Below are 18,798 nucleotides of genomic sequence, written 5' to 3' on the forward strand. Positions count from 1 at the left end.
GCGCGGTCGGTGCGAGTCGGCCGGATCGGCGCGGATCGATCGATATGAATATCCTGGGAATCTCGGACAACCACGGATCGGGGGCGGCCCTGGTTCGAAACGGGCGTCTCGTCGCGGCCGTCAACGAGGAGCGCATCGATCGCGAGAAAAACTCGCTGGCGTTCCCGTGGGGCGCCATCGACGAGGTCCTGCGCATGGAAGGGCTCGCGCCGCGAGACATCGACCTCGTCGTCGTCGGCAGCGTGTTCACGCCGATCTTTTTTCTGCGGCTGCTTCGGCCTTTTCATCAGTTCATCAAGCGGCGCGCCAGCCAGTTCGGCCTGCTCTTCGATCTGTACATCTACTACCAGATTCTGGTCCGCAACTCGCGGCTCGCCACGCGGATCGAAACGCTCCTGTCCCGCGCGCTCTTCGGTCGGCAGTTCACCAAGCGCGGTTTCGCGTGCGAGATCCACCTGCTCGACCACCACACCGCGCATGCGTACTCGGCCTTTCTCACGTCGCCGTTCGAACACGCGACGGTCATCACGGCCGACGCGATGGGCGACGGAGTTTCGGTCACCGTCGGAATTGCGCGCGAGGGGCGCATCGAGCGGATCTGGGCACAGGACGGACGCAGCGCGTTCAACCCGTACTACTCGCGCGTGACCGAGCTGCTCGGCTTTGTTCCGAATCGCCACGAGGGCAAAGTGACGGGCCTTGCAGCCTACGGCGACGCCGAGGTGCTTAGGTCCGACTTCGAGCGCGCCGCGCACTTTCGTGGGCCGGGCTTCAATTCCTTCCGTTTCTGGCATCCCGGTTTGAAACACTACGGATTCTTTGGGAGAATCGGGCATTATTCACGGGAATTGATCGCCGCCGGCTGCCAGAGGAACCTCGAGGTTCAGATGGGCGCGTTTGTGGACCACTGGGTCCGCAAGACGGGTGTGCCCGATGTCGTGCTCGCGGGCGGGATCTTCGAGAACGTCAAGCTCAATCAGCGCATCCACGAACTCGACACGGTGCGCGCCGTGTACATCTTCCCCAATATGTCGGACGGCGGGCTCGGCGCGGGCGCGGCGCTGGCGTTCGGCGCGAATCGCCCGCGCCCCGTGGATACGATGTACCTCGGCCCCGCCTACGATCGCGACCGTATCGAACGCGCGGCGGCGGCGTCGGGACTTGTCGTTGAACGGCCCGAAGACCGGCCGGATCACGTCGCCGATCTGCTCGCGGCCGGTCATGTGATCGCGCGATTCGACGGGGCGATGGAGTATGGTCCGCGCGCTCTGGGCAACCGGAGCATTCTCTACCGCCCCGACGACCCGAAGGTGAACGACTGGCTGAACGAGCGGCTGCGCCGGACGGAGTTTATGCCGTTCGCGCCGGTGGTGCGGCGGGAACGCGCGGCGGATTGCTTCGTCGGCGTCGACGGTGCCGAGTTCACGGCGCGCTTCATGAACATCTGTTTTGACTGCACGGACCTGATGAAACGCCTGTGCCCGGGTGTCGTGCACGTGGACGGCACGGCGCGCCCGCAGATTCTGACGCGCGAGGAAAACCCCGCTTACTACGACCTGCTGCAGCGGTTCGAGGAGAAGACGGGGTTGCCCGCGCTCATCAACACGAGCTTCAACATGCACGAGGAACCGATCGTCATGACGCCGGAAGACGCCGTGCGCGCATTCGTCGCCGCGCGGTTGCCTTATCTGGTGCTCGGCCACCTCGTGGTGAAAGGGATCGCGTGACGGATTCGCCGCGCGAAGGCGCGCCCGACACGCGGCGCGACCGGGCGCCGGACATCTTGCTCTTCTCGCCGCCGCCGTGGCTGGTCTCAGGGCCGCCGCTGGGTCTGGCGGCGTTGTCGGCGTTTCTGCGCGCCGAGGGGTGGGGCGTTCGCGTTCTGGACGGAAATGCCAAGACCTATCGGCGCAGTTCCTCCGCTTATCACAAGCTGTGGCTGTGGGATTACAGCGCGTTTTGGGAGGACGCCGAGCGCGTCGAGCGAGCGTTCGGCGATGTGCTGCGCGCACTTGCGGAGGATGCGGCGGCGATCGGTGCGCCGGTCGTGGGTGTCAACGTGGTGCACCGCAAGGAGGCCGCCGCGGCGATCTTTCTGCGCCGGTTGCGCGAGTTGCAGCCCGACGTTCTTGTGTTCGTCGGCGGCCCCGGCGCGGGCTGGCGGGAATCGCGCGACCATATGCGTCACGTCGCCGCGAACCTGATTGACGGCTTCGTGGTGGGCGAGGGCGAGATCACGTGTCACGAACTGCTGTCGCGCATCGGCCGGGGAGAATCGCCCGACAACCTGCCGGGATTCGTGACCGGCGACGAATCGGGCGAGAGCCGATTTCGCCCCGGACCGTTTCTGACCGATATGGGTCGGCTTCCCGTGCCCGACTTCGGCGACTTTGACATGACCGAGTACGATATCGATTCGCTCGTCGTCGAGTGGAATCGGGGGTGCGTCGCGCGGTGCACCTATTGCAGCATCAATGAATACTGGAACGCGTTCCGCTTCAAGTCGGCGGAGGCGGTCGCCACGGAGTTGGAGACGCTCGCCACGCGGCACGGCATTCGGCGTTTCACCGTGGTCGATCCCATGGTGAACGGGAATCCCGACCATTTGGAACGCGTTTGCGACGCCATCATCGCGCGCGGCATATCCGTCGAGTGGTCCGCGGGGTTTTCGCCCAACAAGACCGTGTCGGCCGAGGTGTTCCGCAAATTGCGCGCCGCCGGGTGCTGGAAGCTCGAATTCGGCGTCGATTCCGGTTCGGACCGCATCCTGAAGAAGATGGGAAAACGATATCGGGCCGACGCCGCCGGACAAATGATTGACGACGCTCATAACGCCGGAATCGAGGTCATGCTCTATTTGATCGTCGGATTCCCCGGCGAGACCGACGAAACGGTGGACGAAACCATCGCCTGGCTTCGCCGCCACGCGCGCGCCATCGATATGGTGCGCTCGGTGTCGAGCCTGACGATCGAAGACGGGACAGCCGTGGAACGCCGCGCGGAACTGTTCGGCATCGACGAACTCGACCGGTCGGACACGCATTGGCGTGACGACTGGAGCGCGGGCGAGGATACGCCGGCGATTCGCGCCGCCCGTGTCGAGCGCGTGCTTGCGACGATCCGCGAACTCGGGATCACGATCGAGTCGGAGCTCGTCGCCGACGGGTCGGCGTTGGCCGCGGGGCCGGACGCCTGGGCGGATACGGTGGTGGACGAGGAGTTTTTGCGCAATCACGAACGGCAGCGTCAGGCCCATGGCGGGTCCATGATGTGTTCGTCGTTCCCCGGCGGGCAGGCGGATGTTCAAGAACGCGCGTGACGCCGGATCGCTCGCATTCCCCGAGCACGTGATGATCCAGACCACGTCGCGGTGTAACTCCGCGTGCGTGATTTGCCCGTGGCCCGATACGGCGAAGGCGCAGGCGCAGGGCGACATGGACGACGCGCTTTTCGCGTCGCTCGTGGATGAGCTGAAGACCTATCCAAATCTCACGCGCGTGATGATGTACCTGATGAACGAGCCGCTGCTCGACCGGCGGATGCCGGAACGCATCGACCGCGTGCGCCGCGCGTTGCCGAACGCGGAGATCTATCTCCTCACGAACGGCATCCTGCTCGACCGCGAACTCGGGGACCGGATCATCGATTCCGGTTTGTCGTGGATTGGCCTGTCGATCCACGCGATCGACAACGACACTTATAAGAACATCACGGGGCGAGGTGATTTCGGGAAAATCCGCGACCGGCTCGAAACGTTCGTGGATCGCGCGATGGCGGCACGGGGCGGCGAGTTCGTTCAGGTCAACATCACCAAGGTGCGCCCGCTCATCGACGACGAGGAATTCGAGCGCGCGGCGAAGCACTGGCGCGATCTGGGCGTGCGCCGCGTGGACGTGGATCAGGGCTACATCAGCCGCGCGGGCAACGTGGACGTCTGGGGTCACGTGCAGGTCGATGTTCGCCGGACATCGGGATGCGGGACGCTGTGGGCCTACAAAATGGCGCACATTCTCTTCGACGGCGACGTGCTGCCGTGCTGCATGGATTGGCGACGGTCGAAGGTGCTGGGCAACATCCGCGAGGCCGGATCGCTCCTCGATGTCTGGCGTGGCCGCGGTCGAAACGCCTTCCTCGACGACCTTGGCTCGGGCGAGGAACTCCCCGAGGGATTCTTGTGTTCTCGCTGCGAGGACGTCATCCCCGCCGAGGGCGTTCACGTTGACACGCGAGCGCCGGTGCCGATCCCGACCGATCAGGTGTTCTCCCGCGTGAGGTTCGTGTCGTCCGTTGTCGAAACGCAATCCGGTACGACCCCGGCTGCCGCGACGGTCGCCACGAGAAATGGCCCATCGCGCCCGGTCGCAGCGCACACTTCGACCTCGAAACTTCACACGCTCCTGTTCAATCCGCCGCCGTGGCTGGTACATGCGCCGCCGCTGGGCATCGCGTCCATCGCGGGATACTTGAAGGCGCGCGGGCGCCGCGTGACCGTGATGGACGCCAACGTACGCGTCTATCACGACGCGCATGTCGCGGATCGCAAACTTTGGCAGTGGGAGCACGGCGAAATCTGGAGCGACGCGGCGTCGGCCGAACGACTCTTCGGCGAGAGCCTGCGTCGTCTCGCGCGCGAAGCGGCTGAAGCCGAGGTCGATGTGGTCGGCGTCAGTCTCGTGTCGCGCAAGGAAGTCCCCACGGCGATTTTCGTGCGCGAACTTCGCCGCCTGCGCCCCGGCGTGCATGTGTTCGTGGGCGGACCGAACACGAGCCACCCCGATCTGCGCGCGCACATCCGCACGATCCTCGGCGATCTGTTCGACGGGTTCCTCTATGGCGAGGGAGAGGCGGCATTCGAGAACTTGCTGGAACGCCTCGAATCCGGCGCGCCGCGGGACGGCCTGCCCGGGCTCGTCCTCTTCAACAGGACGACCGACGAAGAAATCGTGAACGAGGCGGCGGAACTGCCGAATTTGGACGCGCTCACGGTACCGGATTTCGATGGCTTCGACCTGTCACTCTATGAATCACCCGCGCTCGTGGTCGAGTGGAATCGCGGGTGCGTCGGTAAGTGCACGTTCTGCAACATCAACGACCTGTGGAAGAGCTTCCGCTACAAATCCGCGGGCCACGTCGTGAACGAACTGGCGACGCTGACCGACCGGTACAGCACGCGGGATTTCTCCATCGTCGACCCCATGGTGAACGGCGACGTCCCGACGCTGGAGGCGATCTGCGACGGGATCATCGCGCGCGGGCTCGATGTTCGCTGGGCTGCGGGGATTTCGCCGAATCGCGAGGTCGGCCCCGATTTGTTCCGCAAGATGCGCCAGGCCGGTTGCTACCGGTTGGAATTCGGCGTGGAGAGCGGATCGGACGAAATCCTGCGGCGCATGGGCAAGGATTATCGCTCGCCGCTGGCCGCTCAGATGCTCAAGGACGCGCACGACGCGGGAATCATGGTGGTGCTCTACCTCATCGTCGGGTTCCCGCGCGAGACGCAAATCGAGTTTGAGGAGACCCTCGCGTTTCTGGAGCAAAACGCCGCACACATCGATCTGATCCGCAGCGTCAATGGCCTTGTCATCATCCACGGCACGCCGATCGAGCGAAAACCGGGCAGCTTCGGAATCGCCGAGCCGAACCGCCACGAGCCGGGATGGACCACGCACTGGTCATCGGACGAGAACACGCCGGAAGTGCGCGCGGCACGCGTGCGCACGGTGGTCAAACGCCTCCGGGAACTGGGGATCGCGGTGGAATTCCAGAACACGGAAGAAGTGATGCCCCACGAGATGCGGTTCGCCGAAAAGGCGGACCGGTTGACGCGGCGGCTCGCGGCGATCGCGCAGGACTGGGGCGATCTGACCGATCGAATGAATACCCGCATCGGCGAAAACGGCGGTGCGGTGCGCGGGCGCGGGCAGCTCGCCCTGGTGCTATGCCCCGTGTGGGGCGTGGACAGCCCGCCGCTGGGACTCGCCACCGTCGCGGGCTATATGCGCGCGCGCGGTTACGACGTGGCGACGATCGACTTCAACATCGAGCTGTTCGCGCGCTCGCCCGAGCACCTCAAGCCGTTCTTCGAGGAGAACAGTTTCCGCCACTGGACTGATGAGGAGAGCTGCGCGCGGCTCGTTCGCGCCTTCGACCGCGACATCGAAAACCTCGTCGCGCGGATCGTCGATCTGAATCGCCGCGTCATCGGGTTCACCGTGTATTCGGCGAATCGCCTGTTCACGATCGAGGTCATGCGTCGCATCAAGGATCGCGATCCCGGCAAGGTGCTCGTGGTCGGCGGGCGCGGGGTGCAGACGTCGAACGAGCGGCTGCTTTTCCCGCCGGACATCGCCGACTATTTTGTGGTGGGCGAGGGCGAGGAAGCGCTCGTCGAGATCATGAACGCGGTCTTCGACGGACGCGACGCCGGCGCGATCGCGGGTGTGGACCGATTCGTGGGGGCCACCCTCGCGGGCGCTTCGCCGCGCGGGCGCATCGCCGATCTCACGACCGTCCCGCCCCCTGCTTACGACCAGTTGCCGCTCGACCTGTATCGCAACGACGAGATTCCCGTGCAGTTTTCGCGCGGGTGCGTCGCGCATTGCACCTTCTGCAACGACAACAACAAGAACACGGGCTTTCGCACGCGCCCGGGCGAGCATATGGCGCGCGAGGTCGCGCACCTGGCGCGTTCGCTCGGGCGAAAGCGGTTCCGCTTCAACGATCTGCTCATCAACGGCGACCTCGAGGTGCTGGAGCAGATGTGCGACACGCTGATTGAGGAGAACCTCGACATCCGCTGGATCGCGCTCGCGCAACCTCGCGGCGACATGAGCGACGAACTGGTGCGCAAGATCGCGCACGCCGGGTGCTACACGCTCAACCTCGGCGTCGAACACGCCTCGGACCGCGTCCTCAAGCGCATGGGCAAGGGCTTTCGCGTCGTCGACATGGAGCGCGCGCTCGGCCAGATCCGGTCCGCGGGCATCAACACGATGATCAACTTCATCGTCGGATTCCCCGGCGAGGAGGAAGAGGACGTCGACGCGGCGATCGAGTTCGTGCGCCGCAACCGCGCAAACATTTGCGGCGTCACGTCGGTCAATTCCTTCATCCTGCTCGAGGATTCTCCGATCGAGAAAAACGCGGCGAAGATGGGGATCACGTGGCCCGATTTCGCCACCCGTGATGTGAAATGGGTGTTGGGATCGAACACACCCGAGGTGCGAGAACGGCGTCTCTCCCGATTCCTCAACTTCCTCGAATCGGAGAAGATTCCCATCTGCGTGACGAATTCGCAGGAGCGCGCCGCGGATGTTTCGGTGCTGCCGCCCGCGGAAGCGGAGCCAGCGCCGGCGCAGGCGGCGCTCGTGTCGGTGCACACGTCGGGATGCGGAGATCACGACGACGGATTCGATCCCGCGAAGGGTGAGCCGCGCTTCGAGGTCGTGCCGCATTCGGCGACCGACGTGCTGCTCATCAAGTGTCCCGTCTGGGGCGTCGATGTCGCGCCGCTCGCGATCGCCTACCTCGCGCAGTGCTGCCGCGAGGCGGGGTTCTCGGTGCAGGCGCTCGATTTGAATGTGAAGATCCACAACCGCTGCCACGATCGCGGCCTGTGGCGGATGGATCGGTACAAGGAGTGGGCCGACCCGGCGCATTTCCCACTTACGTATGCGTCGCTGTGGGAGCTCACGGAACACTACCTGAAGCAGATCGCCGCGCACCCCGCGAAGGTCATCGGGTTCTCGACGTGCACCTCGAACTGGATGTTCACGATCGAGACGACGAAGCGACTGAAAGCGATGTCGCCGGACAAGGTGATCGTGCTCGGCGGGCCGGGCGTGACCAACAGCTTCGAGGCCGAACAGCTCCATCCCGACCAAGCGGACTACGTGTTCTTCGGCGAGGGCGATCTCGGGTTTCCGACGCTGGTCGAAGCCGTGAAAAACGGCCGCGAACCGGAGGGCATCAAGGGTCTCATCCGCGTGGGATCCGGCTTCACCTACGCGACGGTCGAAAAAGCCATCGTGGAGCGCGGCATCACGATTCCGAATCCCACGATGGAAGAGTTGAACCTGTGGGAATACTCGGGGACTGCCGTTCCGCTGCTTGGTAGTCGAGGATGCGTGCGCCGTTGCACCTTCTGCAACGACCACCACATCTACCAGAAGTATCGCCACCGCCCCGCCAAGGAAATCTTCGAGGACATGGAGTGGCACGTCCGCAATCGCGGCGCGGTGCATTTCACGTTTCTCGACCTGCTCATGAACGGGCACATGAAGGTGCTCGAGGAGTTCTGCGACCTCATCATCGCGGCGGGCTATCAGGTGGCGTGGGGCGGGCAGGCGATCATCCGCAAAGAGATGACGCCGGAGATCCTGGGCAAAATGGCCAAGGCTGGCTGCAAGAGCATCGTGTACGGCATGGAGAGCTTCAACGACAAGGTCCTGCGCCTCATGCGCAAGTACTACACGCAGGACCTCGCGAAGCGCGTGCTGACCGACACGATCGCCGCCGGTATCGAGCCGATCATCAACATCATCTGCGGGTTCCCGGGCGAGGGCATCGAGGAATTCGAGGACACGTACAACTTCATCCGCGACCACCGCGAGATCATCGGGCAGGTCGCGTCGGTCTCTCCGTGCCTCATCAACCTGGGCAGCGAACTGTTCGACCGATGGGAAGAGTTCGGCGTCGTGTTCCCCGAAAACGACGGCAGCGTGAAGTGGTACACGCAGGACGGCACGAACACGTACGAGGAACGCCTGCGCCGCATGATGCTCGTGACCGAGTTGCTCGCGGGTCGCGACATGAACATCCACACCGTGAACATCTATGACAAGGGCGATCGCGACGTGCGCCTCGCGCGAGACGCGGTTGCGCGCGAAGCCGCGAAGAACGGGAAGTCGAGTGACGCGGTGATTGCGCCGGACGCGCAAAAGCCGCGGACGGAGCACGCACGGCCCGAACGCACGGATGCAGTGCTCGCATTGATGCCGCCGTGGGGGGTGAACTTTCCTCCGTTGGGGATCGCGTCGCTAGCGACCGCCACGCGCGAACGCGGCCATGGCGTGCTTGTGCGCGATCTCAATGTCGAGGCGTGGGCGTCGTGCGGGGAATACCTGCAAACCTGGTGGGAGCCGGAGAATCTGAAGTACTGGGCCCCGGGCGGGCGGCTCAACGAGATCAGCGCGTTCCTGGTGCCGCTCGTCTCCGAATTTGTGAACGAGGTCGCCGCCGCCAAGCCTTTAGTCGTGGGGCTTTCGACGAACGAGTCGAACATGCCCTTTGTCCTGCGCGTAGCGCGCCGGATTCGCGAGCGGTTGCCGAAAACGCTGATCGTCCTCGGCGGGCCGGGCATTGTCTGGCCGGTCGATCGCGATAAGTGGACGAACGAGGTGTTCGACGCGTACCTGATCGGCGAGGGCGAGGAGCACTTCCCCGCGCTGATCGAGGCGATCAAGGCCGGAACCGATCCGCGCGAGGTCGCCGGGGTCGAGTGGCGCGGTGACGAACGGCGCGTCATACCCGGCGCGGATCTGATCGTGCGCGATCTCGATGCACTGCCGACTCCGCTTTTCGATGACTTTCCGCTCGATCTTTACCGCACGCCGAAGATTCCGCTGACGATCGGGCGCGGCTGCCCGAACCGCTGCACGTTCTGCAATGACCCGAAGATCACGCCGAAGTATCGCTACCTTTCGGCTGAGAAGGTTGTGGCCCAAATCCGGCTGTATCAGGAGCGCTACCGCGCGCACGAGTTCCAGTTCAACGATCTCATCCTGAACGCGCACATCAAAAACGTCCGGCGCTTCGCGCAACTCGTGATCGAAGCGGGACTGCACATCGCGTATTCCAGCCAGGCGATCGCGAAAAAGAACCTCGATCAGCCGACGCTCGATCTGCTGGCGAAATCCGGCTGCACCAGCCTGGTGTTCGGCATCGAGAGCTTCTCCGACGCGGTGCTCGCCGCGATGAAGAAAGGCTACACCGCAGATGAAGCTCGCGGGGTGCTGGAGCGGTGCAAGGCGGCGGGCATTCAGGTCATCGTCAACCTCATTGTCGGCTTCCCCGGCGAGACGGATCTGGAACTCACCGAGACGATGGAGTTCCTGCGCCGAAACCGACATCTGATCGACGGCATCTCGGCGCTCTCGACCTGCATCGTGACGGCGCAATCCGATCTGGAGCGACACCCGGACAAGTACGGAATCGTGCTGCCGAAACCCGAGCATTGGTGCCAGTGGTACACGGTCGACGGCAAGAACACCTACGAGATCCGGGCAGAGCGCCTCGCGCGACTGACGACGCTGACCGAAGACCTCGGCCTGTCCCGGAACATGACGAACCGCTACCTCGAGGTCGTCCAGGCCGAGGGGGCGTGACGCCCGCGATTCGGCTCAAGTTCGACCGCGCATTCTCCGATGAATGAACCGGATGCAACACCTCCGACGCACCCGTCTCTACCTCGTTCGCCACGGCGCGACCCCGTACAACCTCGTCCATCAGATCGCCGGATCGACGGACGTGGAACTCGGCGACCAGGGCCGCGCGGATCTCGCTCGGCTTCGCGAGGCGCTGGACGCGGTCGCGCTGGACGCGGTGGTCGCCAGTCCGCAAAGACGCGCGGCGGAGACGGCCCGGATTTTGGTTGGGGGGCGCGGCCTGCCCGTCGTATGGGCGCCGGAACTTCGCGAACGCGATTTCGGACGATGGGAAGGTAGGACGTTTCAGGACATCATCGACGAGCAGCCCGACGGCGGCGCGTCGATCATGCGCGGACCTTTCGTCGCGAAATTCGACGTGGCGGAGAAGGACGGAGTCTTTGTTCCTCGGGTGCGTCGGGCAATCTTCGAGAAAATCATCGAACGTTTTCGGGACCGGGACGTGCTCGTCGTCAGCCACGCCGGCGTGCTGATGATGGCGACGGCGATCCTGCTCGGGCTCGACCCCACGACGGACTTCGCGACGTTTCGTATCGACAACGGCGGCGTCACGCGCATCGACTGGTACGACGGCGTACCGCACGTGGGATATCTCAATCGGCTTGTGAGCGTGTCGGGCGGCGTGTTATGACATGACCTCGCTCGCGGGGCGGGTTTTCCCGTGACCGCGCGGCGATGAACGCGAGTGGAGAATGGACCGAACGGTTATCGACAATATCCGCAAGTACGCGGTGAAACTGCGCAAGGACCCTGAGCAGAAGGTGCACGCGCCGCTCGCGGACGGCTATCGGCGCGTGGGACTCACCGGTGACGCCATGGACACCGCGTCTCGCGGGCTCGAGCTGTTTCCCAGTTACCTGCTGTGCCGCGAGGTGCTCGGCCGACTGCTGATGCGCATGGGCCGGCTCGCCGACGCGCGCGAGCAGCTCGAAAAAGTCCACGCGATCGTCAAGGACAACACCGAACTCAACCGCGCGCTCGGAAAGCTCTATCTCCAACTCGAGGATGAGGAGCACGCGCGCCCGCTGCTCGAATCGGTGCTCGCCAAGGACCCCTTCGATTTCGAGATCCGAAACCTGCTCACGTCCGAAAGCAAGCGCCGTCTCGGCGACGAGGCCGCGAAGGTCTATGAAAAGGCGGTGGAGGAGGGCGATCAGGACACGATCGACCTGTTCAACGCAAGGCCGAAGACGCGCCGCACGATCGACATCGACCAGATTCTCGCGGAAGACGTGGGACCGGTCGCGCCGGTCGAGAAGCGGGTGCGTGCAACCGATCACATGCTCGACGGGCTGGAAAACGTCGAGGATTCCATCGAGGCCGAAGCCGACAAGATCATGGCGACGCTCGACGAGCACGAATCCCGCGAGCGCGACGACATTTACTCGGCCTACCGGCGCGAGCACCGCGACGCTTACGACGGAAAGGAAAAGGACCTCCACTCGGCCGCGGTGGCGGCTCAGATCCACATGGAGGTTTCCTTGATCGAAGAGGCGCTGCACCTCGTGCGCAAGCTGCGTCGAGACGAACAGGCGGACGCCGAACTCGGCGATCTGGAAAAGCGACTGGGCGAGGCGCTGGAGATCAAGGAGACGGAGCTTGACCGCGTCGAATCCGTCGATTGGGTCGCGGACCAATAAGCCTTCGCCGGTGGTTACGCTTCGCGTGTAACTTTCATGGGACTCACGAATCGCGGCGCAAGAAAAACGGGACCGGCCAAACCGGTCCCGTCGTGAACTCCTCATACAACCCGATCACACACCTTCGTCCTCGCCCTCGCGCGGCGCGTAGTAGTCCTGCGGCACCTCGGTGAGCAGGCAGCCCGGCGTGTCGCCGATCAGGTCCGTGCGGCCGATCTCCTTGAGCGCCTCATACACGAAGTGCGCGTTCTCCGGACGGTAGTAGTTCATCAGCGCGCGCTGGAGCTTGCGTTCGCGGAACGAAAGCGGGCGATACATGTGGTCTTCGTCCACGGGGTCCTGCCCCGTGTACGCCATGCACGCGCTCGCCGTGCCGGGCGCCGGAACGAAATCGAGGATGTAATTCGACTTCAGCCCGAACTCGTCCATGAACATGGACGTCTCGAGCGCGTCGTCCATCGTCGACCCCGGATGCGACGCCATGAAGAACGGCACGACCTCGGTGTCGTCGAGCATTTCAAACTTCTCGAAGACCTTGTGCACGCGCTCGAAGAACCTCCGTGTCGTACCCGGCTGGTATTTGCGGATGCGGCGCGTGACGGCGTCGTTGACGTGCAGCGGCGACGGCTTGAATTTGCCGTGCGTGAATCGCGTGAGGAGCAGTTCCTCGAGCTCGGGCCCGTGCGCCTCGGTTTCGAGCAGGTCGTAGCGGAAGTTCGACGAGATGTACGCTTCGTCCACGCCCTCGAGGTCGAGCACGTTCTTGAGCAGTTGCAGATACGGTCCCTGGTCGGCGTTGAGTTTCTCGCACTTGTCCGGGAACGTGCACGACGCGCGCTGGCACGATTCGCCGCCGCCGTTGGCGTCGGTCATCTTGGAGCACGTCAGCCGGTACGCGTTGCCCACGGGCCCACCGATGTTGCTGATGACGTTTCTGAAGTAGTGGTAGCCGGTCATCGTGCGCGCTTCCTCGAGGATCGATTCCTCCGAGCGCGAGGTCACGTATCGGCCCTGGTAGGCGTGGTGCGTGCAGAAGCTGCATCCGGCCGGGCAGCCTCGATGCGACACCAGCGAAAATTTGATCGTCTCGAAGTTGGGAATCGGCCCCTGCTTCTTGTACTTCGGGTGCGGCGTGCGCACGAACGGCAACGTGAACAGCTCGTCGAGTTCCGCCGTGGAGAGCGGGATCTGCGGCGGATTGACGACGATGGTGCCCGCGGCATGCTCCTGAGTCATCGGTTTGGCGAAGTGCGGATCGACGTTGCGCAAATCGATGCGGGACATTTGGTAGAACGCCGCGCGGTCGGCGGCGACGTCCTCGAACGCGGGCAGGGGAATCGCGTCACGGACGCTGTTCGCCGTCTCGCCGAGGGGCAGCCGCCACACCACGCCGCGAATGTCGCGGCACTGTTCGACGCCGCCGCCGTGTTTGAAGATCGCCGCGATCTCGCGAAACGCCTTCTCGCTCTGGCCGTACGCGATCAGGTCGGCCTCGCCCTCGATCAGAACGCTCGGCTTCACCTCGTCGTTGTGGAAGTCGTAGTGCGCGAGGCGGCGCAGCGTGGACTCCATGCCGAACTGGATGACCGGGCAGTCGGGATACGCCTGCTTGGCGCACCGGGCGTACACGATCGCCGCGTGATCGGGTCGTTTGCCCGGCAGGCGCCCCGCGCTGTAAAAGTCCTGCTTTCGCGGACGCTTGGTCGGCGAATACTTGTTCATCATCGAGTCCAGGACGCCGGCCGTGACGATGAAAAACGCGTTGGGCCGACCGAGCTGCATGAAGTCGATCAGCCGGATGTCGTTGGGCTGCGCAATGATGCCGACGCGCATGCCCTCCGACTCGAGCAGGCGCGCGATCATGGCGTCGTCGTGCGCGGGATGATCGATGTAGGCGTCGCCGGTGATGAGCACGACGTCGCAGGTGTCCCACTCGAGGCGCTGCATCTCGTAGCGGGACATGGGCAGGAACAGTTTTCTTCGATCCATAAACTCCATCATCGCTCGTCACCTTTCCTCAACGTGTTGCAGGAGGCCGGCTACGCCTCCGCATGGATCGGCACCCGTCCGATCCCAACCGGGCCCGCGGCCAGCGGGTCCTCGACAAACCGTGTGACCAAATCCTTCGCGCAGACGAGGGCGTCCGCGAGCGATTTCCCGAGTGCGAGCCCGGCGGCCAGCGCCGACGCAAAGACACACCCCGTACCGCGCACCGGAGATCCGGCGCGGCGCGGCGAGGCCAGGCGGCGGTGCGTTGCGCTGTCGTACCAGTGATCGACGGACTCGTCGCCGTCGTCGTGCCCGCCCTTGATGACGACGTTTCCGGCGCCGGCGGCGAGCAGCCGGTTCGCGACCGCGTCGCGGCTCTTTTCGTCCGTGATCTTCATTCCCGCGAGCGCCTCCGCCTCCGGCCGGTTCGGCGTGGCAACAAATGCGATGGGCCACAGGGCGTCCAGCAGTGCCGCGCGACCATCGTCATCGACGCGCGCGCCGCCCGAACTCGTGGCGAGAATCGGATCGAGGACCACACACAGCTCCGAACCGACCTCACGGACCGCCTCAGCCACGGCGAACGTATTCTCGGCGCCGCCGAGCATGCCGATCTTCACCGCGCCGATCCGAAACGACGCGAGCGCGGCATCGATCTGCGCGCGTACCGCCGCGGGCGACGCGGCGTAGTCCCCATGCCACCGCCACGGCGTCTGCGCCGTGAGGGTCGTCGCGACGGGGCATGCGTGCACGCCCAGGGCATGCGCCACGCGCACGTCGAGCGCGAGCCCCGCGCAGCCGCTGGGGTCGAGTCCGCCGATCACGACGATCGCTGGGCGGTCGATGGGTTTTTCGAATTCTTTCTCGCTGCGCGTAACCGTGGGACGCCCTCTATCTTGCTTTCCCGAAACCCGATTTTCGTCACCACGACGCATCGCCCGCACCGGGCGATGCGCCGCGTTTCAAGCCGCCGTCGGGGCGGCTCCATGGCGCGATTCATCCGCATGCGCCTGCTCGAAAAACGTCCGCGTGCGTTCGAGCAGCGTCGCTTCATCCGTCATCTCGTGCAGCTCCCGGCGCAACTCGTGCGATCCCCGGAGCCCCTTGGAATACCAGATCAGGTGTTTGCGGATGTCGAGAATCGCGCGCGAACCGCGGTGCTCGACCATGCCGAGCCAGTAACGATGAAACACTTCCCACTTTTCGCGCGGCGTGGGCGACGCCGGAACCGGCCGTCCCTCGAACGCCGCTTTGACCTGGGCGATCAGCCAGGGATTGCCGAATACGCCGCGGGCGAGCATCACCCCGTGACAGCCGGTCCGGCGGACCATCTCCACCGCGTCTTGCCAGGTCATGATGCCGCCGTTGCCGAGCACGGGAATCGATACGGCTTCGACCACGCGGGCGATGTGTCGCCAGTCGGGCGTGTCGCCGTAACTCTGAGAGCGAAAACGCGCATGGAGCGTCATGCCGTCCGCGCCTTCGCTTTCGATGATGCGGGCGATCTCGACGGCGTTTTCGCTCGCCGAGTCCCATCCCGCGCGAAACTTGACGGTGAAGGGCAGATTGGGAATCGTGCGGCGAATCGCCGCGATGCAGGCCCGCGCACGCTCCGGCTCGCGCAGGAGCCCCGAGCCCGAACCGTTACCCACAACTTTACGCGCGGGGCATCCCATGTTGAGATCGACCAGATCCGCGCCAAGGTCAGCGGCGATACCCGCTCCCACGGCGAGGGCATCGGGATCACAGCCGAAAAGCTGAATGGCGTACGGGTGTTCGCCGACCTCGGTCGCGAGCACGCGCACCGACGAAGGCCGTGCGCGACCACGCTGATAGGCTCGAAGCGCCTGACCGGCGACCATCTCGCAGAAGGTCAGATCCGCGCCGAACTCGCGCGAAATCCGTCGAAATGGCAAATCGGTGACACCGACCATGGGCGACACGGCCACGCCGGCCCCCAGATCGAGCCCCTTCAGGCGCAATCGACGAGGAACTTCGCTCAGAAACATTGAAAGTTCTTCTACCTCAGGATGACCGAAATTGCCATAGTTCCTTGGTGAATTTCCCCAATAACGGCCGGTGAGGGGACTCCGTGAGCTTCCAAACGCTTCAAAAGTTCCGAAGCCTGTGTTTTGGGAAGGGCGAAGAGGAGCCCGCCGCTGGTCATCGAGTCCGCCAAGGCGAAGCGAAGATTCGCCGACACGGCCTCGTCGAATTGAACCGCGTCGGCGACGAAATCGCGATTACGTTTTGTGCTGCCCGGCACGATGCCTTGATCGATGAATTCGAGCATTCGCGGCATCAGGGGAACCCGCGAGGCGAAGAGCGTCGCGGCGACTCCGCTGCCCACGACCATCTCCCTGAGATGGCCGAGAAGCCCGAATCCGGTCACGTCCGTACAGGCGTGGATGTCGAGCCCCTGCGCCGCGTTTCTCGCGAGCGCATTGAGCGACGTGGTGACCGAAATGATATTCTCGGTCACAGACTCGTCGGCGAGACCTTTTTTAACCGCCGTCGCGAGCACGCCGACGCCGACCGGTTTCGTCACCACCAGCGCGTCGCCAGGCCGCGCCCCGACGTTTCGCCAGATGTTCTTCGGATCGACGAGGCCGGTCACCGACAGACCGTACTTGGGTTCGCGGTCATCGACGCTGTGCCCGCCGATGATCGCCACACCGGCCTCGGCCGCGATGTCCGCTCCGCCGCGCAGAATCTCGGCCATCATGTCGAGCGGGAGTTCGAACTCGGGGAATGCCATGATGTTGAGCGCGGTGATCGGCACGCCGTTCATGGCGTACACATCGGACAGGCTGTTCGCGGCGGCGATGCGCCCGAATTGGAACGGGTCGTCAATGATCGGCGTGAAAAAGTCGACCGTCTGCACCAGCGCGCGGCCATCGTCGAGCAGGTACACCCCGGCGTCGTCGCTGGTGGAGTTGCCGACCAGCACATGCGCGTTGACCGCCTGCGGCACGCGTGCGAGCACCGACGCCAGGGACCCCGGCGAGAGCTTGCAGGCTCACCCCGCGCCGTGCGCGAGCATGTCGGTCAGACGCTTCTTTCTTTCCGGACCGGTTGGACTTTCGTCGTTCACGTTTCGAAAATTCCTTTTAGGTGCCCGCGCCGCGCCGTTCGCTGAGCGCAAGCACCGATAGCGTAACGAAACGCGCCCGCAATGAAAAGCGGACTCTTCAGGATTCGTGAGCCCGACGGGCGCACCAGATCGGAAATTTCTGTAACATAACGGCATGCGCCTATGGCTTCTCAATCCGCCGTCGCCGCGCGGCGAGCGCTTCATGCGCGAGGGACGATGCACGCAGCGTTCGTCAATTTGGGGCACGTTGTGGCCGCCGGTGACGCTGGCCTATCTGAGCGCGATCGCGAAATCCGCCGGTCACGACGCGACACTCGTCGATGTGCCGGCGAAGTCGATGAGCGTTGCGGCAACGCAATTCTCCATCCGACGCCGCGAGCCCGATCTGTGCGTGGTCGCGGTGTCGACGCCGAGTTACGCCGACGACATGGACGCGATTCGGCATCTCAAGAACGCGTCACCTTCGACACGATTCGCCGCGATCGGCGTACATGCGTCCGCGCGCGACTCCGAGGTGCTCTCCGACTGCCGCGCCCTCGACTTCGTGATGCGCGGCGAGACCGAGGGCACCATCCTGCCGCTGACTAACGGCATCGCACGTGGCGAATTTCGCGATATCGCCGGGCTCACCTGGCGGGACGGCGACGGCGTCCTGCGCAATCCCGATCGCGACACCGTCACCGATCTCGATGCGCTCCCGATGCCCGACTGGAGCGACGTCGGTGCGCGCGATTATCGACTGCCGCTTTCCCGTCGGCGCTTCCTGTGTCTCTCGCCGCATCGCGGTTGTCCGTATTCGTGCTCGTATTGCACTGCGCCCGCGCATTACGGCCACCGAGTCCGCAAGCGAAGCGTCGAGAATGTCGTCGCGGAACTCCGGCGGAACGCCACCGAATCGGGGGTGGTCGATCACTTCATGTGGGCGGATACGTTCACGATCGATCGTGCCTACGTGATGGAGTTGTGCCGGGCGATCGTCGATTCCGGCCTGCGCGTGCGCTGGACGTGCAACAGCCGCCTCGACACGGTCGATGAGGAGATGATGGCCGCGATGGCCGCGGCGGGATGCTGGATGATGAGCTTCGGCATCGAGTCGCCCGACCCGGTCGTCCTGCATCTCGCGAACAAGGACCCGCGCACGCGCGATCGCAAGGACCTGTATGCCCCGCTCGCCACGGCGCGCAGGCTCGGCATTCGCACCGTCGCGCATTTCATTCTCGGCCTGCCCGGCGACACGCCGGACACGATTCGGCGCACGGTGTCCTTCGCGCGGTCGTTACCGCTCGACTTCGCGCAGTTCTACGCCGCCGCGCCCTTCGTGGGCTCGCCGCTTCACGAACAGGCCGAGCGAAACGGCTGGCTGTCGCCTTCGACGACGTTTGCGCGCATGGACCAGTCCCGTGCGTCGCTGAACCTGCCGGGGCTGCCCGCGCGCGAGGTCGAGCGGGTCCGCCGCCTCGCTCGCCGGTGGTTCTACGCGAGTCCGGCGCGTGCGGTCCGACTGGCGACCTTGATGACGGCTCAAATCGCCCCGCGCATTCGGGGTCTCTTCGAACGTTCGCTTGTTCGCGGGCGCGGGACTGTGTTTGAATGACGTCTCTCGGTGCTCATGACATGCAAGGGGGGTGAG

At 64.6% G+C, this 18,798-nt stretch carries 10 protein-coding genes; 6 read left to right on the forward strand and 4 right to left on the reverse strand.

Annotated elements, in window-relative coordinates:
- Positions 1-44 precede the first annotated feature (44 nt).
- From IT350_02025 to IT350_02045, 5 genes are all read left to right on the forward strand, one after another.
- On the forward strand, positions 45-1,727 hold the full coding sequence (locus tag IT350_02025) for a carbamoyltransferase (protein ID MCC6156801.1): 1,683 nt from the start codon (positions 45-47) through the stop codon (positions 1,725-1,727).
- Positions 1,724-3,319: a radical SAM protein gene (locus IT350_02030; GenBank protein ID MCC6156802.1), complete on the forward strand. Its 1,596-nt coding sequence runs from the start codon at positions 1,724-1,726 to the stop codon at positions 3,317-3,319. Before IT350_02025 ends, IT350_02030 begins: the two co-directional genes overlap by 4 nt.
- The gene (locus IT350_02035; protein MCC6156803.1) at positions 3,300-10,385 is read left to right on the forward strand and encodes a radical SAM protein; all 7,086 of its coding nucleotides are present in this window, start codon (positions 3,300-3,302) and stop codon (positions 10,383-10,385) included. Before IT350_02030 ends, IT350_02035 begins: the two co-directional genes overlap by 20 nt.
- A 52-nt stretch (positions 10,386-10,437) precedes the next feature.
- Positions 10,438-11,076 (forward strand): histidine phosphatase family protein, encoded by a 639-nt coding sequence (locus IT350_02040; protein MCC6156804.1) that lies wholly within the window; start codon positions 10,438-10,440, stop codon positions 11,074-11,076.
- A 61-nt stretch (positions 11,077-11,137) separates the two neighbouring features.
- Positions 11,138-12,085 carry a tetratricopeptide repeat protein gene (locus IT350_02045; GenBank protein MCC6156805.1) on the forward strand — a complete coding sequence of 316 codons (948 nt, stop codon included), beginning with the start codon at positions 11,138-11,140 and terminating at the stop codon, positions 12,083-12,085.
- A gap of 114 nt (positions 12,086-12,199) precedes the next feature.
- Here the strand turns inward: IT350_02045 and IT350_02050 are convergent, their stop codons facing one another.
- The 4 genes from IT350_02050 to selD form a co-directional block, all read right to left on the reverse strand.
- Complete coding sequence (locus IT350_02050) at positions 12,200-14,074, reverse strand: YgiQ family radical SAM protein (protein ID MCC6156806.1); 1,875 nt, start codon at positions 14,072-14,074, stop codon at positions 12,200-12,202.
- 50 nt (positions 14,075-14,124) lie between these two features.
- A complete protein-coding gene (locus IT350_02055; protein MCC6156807.1) occupies positions 14,125-14,898 on the reverse strand; it encodes a hydroxymethylpyrimidine/phosphomethylpyrimidine kinase in 774 nt (257 codons plus the stop codon).
- 138 nt (positions 14,899-15,036) lie between these two features.
- Positions 15,037-16,083: a tRNA dihydrouridine synthase DusB gene (gene dusB / locus IT350_02060; GenBank protein ID MCC6156808.1), complete on the reverse strand. Its 1,047-nt coding sequence runs from the start codon at positions 16,081-16,083 to the stop codon at positions 15,037-15,039.
- Between the two features lie 11 nt (positions 16,084-16,094).
- Positions 16,095-17,069: a selenide, water dikinase SelD gene (gene selD, locus IT350_02065; protein MCC6156809.1), complete on the reverse strand. Its 975-nt coding sequence runs from the start codon at positions 17,067-17,069 to the stop codon at positions 16,095-16,097.
- A 301-nt stretch (positions 17,070-17,370) separates the two neighbouring features.
- Here selD and IT350_02070 point away from each other — a divergent pair, with 301 nt between their 5' ends.
- Entirely contained in the window at positions 17,371-18,762 is a 1,392-nt protein-coding gene (locus IT350_02070) for a radical SAM protein (protein MCC6156810.1), read from the forward strand.
- The last annotated feature ends 36 nt before the right edge of the window (positions 18,763-18,798 follow it).

This window comes from Deltaproteobacteria bacterium (assembly GCA_020845895.1).
Classification (GTDB): domain Bacteria; phylum Lernaellota; class Lernaellaia; order JACKCT01; family JACKCT01; genus JADLEX01.

Bases quoted from the DNA above. Each gene is read 5' to 3' on its own strand.
- IT350_02045 (MCC6156805.1), top strand. From the start codon at position 11,138: ATGGACCGAACGGTTATCGACAATATCCGCAAGTACGCGGTGAAACTG.
- IT350_02040 (MCC6156804.1), top strand. From the start codon at position 10,438: ATGCAACACCTCCGACGCACCCGTCTCTACCTCGTTCGCCACGGCGCG.
- IT350_02025 (MCC6156801.1), top strand. From the start codon at position 45: ATGAATATCCTGGGAATCTCGGACAACCACGGATCGGGGGCGGCCCTG.
- IT350_02050 (MCC6156806.1), bottom strand. From the start codon at position 14,074: ATGGATCGAAGAAAACTGTTCCTGCCCATGTCCCGCTACGAGATGCAG.
- IT350_02035 (MCC6156803.1), top strand. From the start codon at position 3,300: ATGTTCAAGAACGCGCGTGACGCCGGATCGCTCGCATTCCCCGAGCAC.
- dusB (MCC6156808.1), bottom strand. From the start codon at position 16,083: ATGTTTCTGAGCGAAGTTCCTCGTCGATTGCGCCTGAAGGGGCTCGAT.
- IT350_02070 (MCC6156810.1), top strand. From the start codon at position 17,371: ATGCGCGAGGGACGATGCACGCAGCGTTCGTCAATTTGGGGCACGTTG.